Below are 4,443 nucleotides of genomic sequence, written 5' to 3'. Positions count from 1 at the left end.
GGGCTTGACATTGATAAAATCATGATGCATTTGTCAGATACCTTTAACTCATGGGACTACCGTCAGGGTGAGTATTATTAATATTGAAAAGAAGTCTAGTGTTAAGAAACATTGAAGCTCCTAACACTGGGCTTTTTCTTTGGAAATTCTTTTCTTTTTTAAATAGATATGATATTCTAGGAGTGGACTGTGGTTAGAAGATAATTTAGCAAAAGTCAAATGAATTATCATTAAATATTGTGTTTTGAAATGGAAAAATTTTATGGAGAATATAGTGAACTTTTGGTTAATTGCGATTCCTACGCATAAAGGTATATGGGATGATTTTATAAAAAATAATAAACTTTCTATTGATTTTTCAAATTATAATATTTCAGATTTATTTAAATATAACAATTATCGGGAGCTTCCTGCTGGGGATAAACAAAAGAAGTTTATATGGCAATTTGCACATAAAATTAAAGTTGGCGATATTGTGATAGCTAAGAAAGGAATATCAAAATTTTATGGAATCGGAAAAGTAATTAAATCCTACTATTATGAATCATCAAAAGAAAAGTTCAACCATTCTATTGGTGTAGAATGGTTGAAAATTGGTGAATGGAACATGGGTAATAACACAAACAGACATACAGTGTATTGGGATAGAAATTCAGAACGTATCAATTTATATAAATCCATTCTAAATGGTACATACAGAAAAAATATAGAGAAAGTTGTTATGAATAAAAATATTAACGATTATTTAGATAAATTAAAAAAATCCAAAAACCTCATCCTCCGCGGTGCTCCTGGCACAGGAAAAACTTATCTTGCTAAAGAAATTGCTAAAGAATTAACGGATGGCAACGAAGACCAAATCGGCTTTGTACAGTTTCATCCATCTTATGATTATACGGATTTTGTTGAGGGGTTAAGACCGGTATCAAATGGGGATGGAGCTATTGAGTTTAAGCTAGAGGATGGTATTTTTAAGAAGTTCTGTCAGAGAGCGAAAGAAGCTCAGAAAACTGGAGGACAAGATAATTTTGATGAAGCTTGGGATCTTTATCTTGAGTATGTTAATAGTAGAGATGAAAAAGAATATTTGACAGAATTTTCCTATCTCACAGTAAATAGTCGAAATAATTTTAATATCAATTATGAAACTAAAGCCAAAGGAACTGTCTTAACAAAATCTTATGTTTATGAACTCTATAAAGACAAAAATTATCTGAAAAAGCTCTATTATCGTAACCAAGGAAAAAAAGTCCTTGAAACTTTAAAGAAAAGATTTGGTTTGAAAGACTATATCTCTCCAACAGAGATCAAGACAGACAAGAATTTTATCTTCATCATCGATGAAATCAACCGTGGTGAGATTTCTAAGATTTTTGGTGAACTCTTTTTCTCTATTGACCCTGGCTATCGTGGTGAAAAGGGATGTGTTTCTACTCAGTATGCTAATTTACATGAGACTGATGAGAAATTTTATATCCCTGAAAATGTCTACATTATTGGAACCATGAATGATATTGACCGTTCAGTGGACACCTTTGATTTTGCTATGCGCCGTCGTTTCCGTTTTGTTGAAGTTACTGCTGAAAGCCAAGTTGCTATGTTGGATAAAGAACTAGATATCCATGCAGAAGAAGCAAAACTTCGTCTAAGAAACTTGAATGCTGCTATCGAAAACGTTCAGGAATTAAACAGTCATTATCATATCGGTCCAAGTTATTTCCTTAAATTGAAGGATGTAGACTTTGACTATGAATTCCTCTGGTCTGATTATATTAAACCCCTCCTAGAAGACTACTTGCGGGGTTCTTATGAAGAGTCTGAAACTCTGGCAATATTGAAAAAAGCATTTGATCTGACAAATAAAGAGCAAACAGTTCAGCAAGATACTGGTGATGATAATGCGGATAACTGATAATCAGCATAGAATTGCTAAAGAAGATTTTGTCGCAGAATATCCCAAACTAAGTCAAGCTCTTCTTGATAGAACACTGGATAACCTTTCTATAGAGGACAGTATCTTTATATTCCCAAATGATTTGACTCATTCTCCTGATTTGGATAAGGACCAAAAGATTTTTGAAACTGTCGATCAGGAAATTAAGACTGGAAATGTGATTGGTTTTCTGGGGTGTGGTCAGGAAAAATTGACGATTTCCTCTCGTTTTTCTGATGAAAGTAACGACCATTTTTTGCATTATCTATTGCAGAAAGTTCTAAATATCAATCTGACTAGTTTGGATGTAGCTTTGTCGCGTGAAGATAAGCTCTATCAACTTTTGATGTATCTCTTCCCCAAGTATCTACAAGCTGCAATTCGAAAAGGTCTGTATAAGGAATACCAGCGATTTTCTCATAACGACAGTCATGTAAAAGGAGTGATAGATGTTGGAAATCACCTTAAAAGAAATGTTCCTTTCATGGGAAATGTTGTCTACACAACAAGAGAGTTCACCTATGATAATCCCCTCATGCAGTTGATTCGGCATACGATTGAGTACATAAAGAATCAGAAAAGTTTCGGAGTTCTGCTCGATAGTAATCGTGAAAATGTATCTGAAATCGTGCGTGTAACTCCAGCTTATAAACTAGCTGATCGTGCCAAGATTATCAGAATAAATAAAATCAAACCCATCCGACACGCCTATTTCAGAGAGTACAGAAAATTACAGGAACTCTGCTTGATGATTCTGAGTAGAGAAAAGCATGGTCTTGGATCTCAAGCCCAAAAGGTACATGGTATTCTTTTTGATGTTTCCTGGCTTTGGGAAGAGTATGTTTATACCTTGTTGCCAAAAGATTTCATCCATCCACGAAATAAGGATAAGACAGACGGTATTTCAGTATTTTCTAATCGTGAAAGAAAAGTATTTCCAGATTTTTATCATAAAGAGTTAAAAATAGTTTTAGATGCTAAATATAAAGAACTGGAGTTCACTGAAAAAGGAATCAACCGTGAGGACTTATTCCAGCTGATTTCCTATTCTTATATTTTAAAAGCTGAGAAAGGTGGTCTTGTTTTTCCGAGCAAGGACAAGGTTGTTGATAATGAGATAGGAAAGCTAGCAGGTTATGGAGCTTTGTTGAAGAAATTTTCTATCCAAATTCCTCAGAATGCTTCATCTTATAGGGGATTTTCTGAAATGATGGAAAGCTCTGAAGAAATTTTTAAAAAGAATATTGATAAGGAAGTGGGGAGAAACTAGTCTCTCCACTTTTTATATTTAAACCATAAAAACCGAACATTATTGTTTTATAATTGAAATTATTTGACAAAAACTGTACTTTGATTTATAATAAATCAAGGAAACGTCGCAAAAAGGCGTAGGGATGCGCAAGCATAGGTAGGTCATCACAAAAGAAACGAGACATCGATATGTTAAATGAATTTCCGATTTTTGATTACGAAGATATTCAGTTGATCCCTAATAAATGTGTCATTAAAAGCCGTGCAGAAGCGGATACGAGTGTCACACTTGGAAATCACACTTTCAAACTACCTGTTGTACCAGCCAATATGCAGACGATTTTGGATGAGAATGTTGCAGAGCAATTGGCTAAAGGCGGCTACTTCTACATTATGCACCGTTTTGATGAAGCTGGGCGCATTCCTTTTATCAAGCGCATGCACGATCAAGGGCTCATTGCTTCCATTTCTGTCGGTGTCAAGGATTACGAGTACGACTTTGTTAGCCAACTCAAGGCTGATGCTCCTGAGTATATCACGATTGATATTGCTCATGGTCATGCAGATAGCGTGATTTCTATGATTCAGCACATCAAGAAAGAATTGCCGGCTACTTTTGTCATTGCTGGGAATGTGGGAACACCAGAAGCTGTGCGTGAATTGGAAAATGCTGGTGCGGATGCTACCAAGGTTGGAATCGGTCCTGGTAAGGTTTGTATTACCAAGGTCAAGACTGGTTTTGGTACAGGTGGTTGGCAGTTGGCTGCCCTGCGTTGGTGTGCAAAGGCTGCGCGTAAACCGATCATCGCTGATGGTGGGATTCGTACTCATGGTGATATTGCCAAGTCTATCCGTTTCGGTGCTAGCATGGTCATGATTGGTTCCCTATTTGCAGGACATATCGAAAGCCCAGGAAAGACGATTGAAGTCGACGGCGAACAGTTTAAAGAATACTATGGTTCCGCTTCACAATATCAAAAGGGTGCTTATAAAAATGTGGAAGGAAAACGCATCTTACTTCCTGCCAAAGGTCATCTACAAGATACCCTTACTGAGATGGAGCAGGACTTGCAAAGTGCCATTTCCTACGCAGGTGGACGAAAAGTTGCCGACCTCAAACACGTTGATTATGTTATCGTGAAAAACTCTATCTGGAACGGTGATGCATCCCACTAAGAGACACTTAGTCCACCCATAAAAAAACTTGTTATTAGAGCAAATTTCTGTTATAATAAGACAAGTTTCCACCCTTAGTGTAA

At 36.2% G+C, this 4,443-nt stretch carries 3 protein-coding genes and 1 pseudogene; all 4 read left to right on the top strand.

The window, feature by feature from the left end:
• Positions 1–81: pseudogene (locus tag GMD6S_RS08365) on the top strand (translation factor (SUA5)); the annotation flags it as partial.
• Positions 82–262: 181 nt separating this feature from the next.
• On the top strand, positions 263–1,912 hold the full coding sequence (locus GMD6S_RS08360; protein ID WP_000428053.1) for an AAA family ATPase: 1,650 nt from the start codon (positions 263–265) through the stop codon (positions 1,910–1,912).
• A complete protein-coding gene (locus GMD6S_RS08355; protein ID WP_001223076.1) occupies positions 1,899–3,203 on the top strand; it encodes an McrC family protein in 1,305 nt (434 codons plus the stop codon). Before GMD6S_RS08360 ends, GMD6S_RS08355 begins: the two co-directional genes overlap by 14 nt.
• Positions 3,204–3,373: 170 nt before the next feature.
• Positions 3,374–4,360: a GMP reductase gene (locus GMD6S_RS08350; protein WP_000931160.1), complete on the top strand. Its 987-nt coding sequence runs from the start codon at positions 3,374–3,376 to the stop codon at positions 4,358–4,360.
• Positions 4,361–4,443 lie beyond the last annotated feature (83 nt).

The organism is Streptococcus sp. GMD6S, assembly GCF_000297015.1.
Note: the sequence above shows the minus strand (reverse complement) of the source record. Positions and strands in the feature narration are given on the sequence as shown.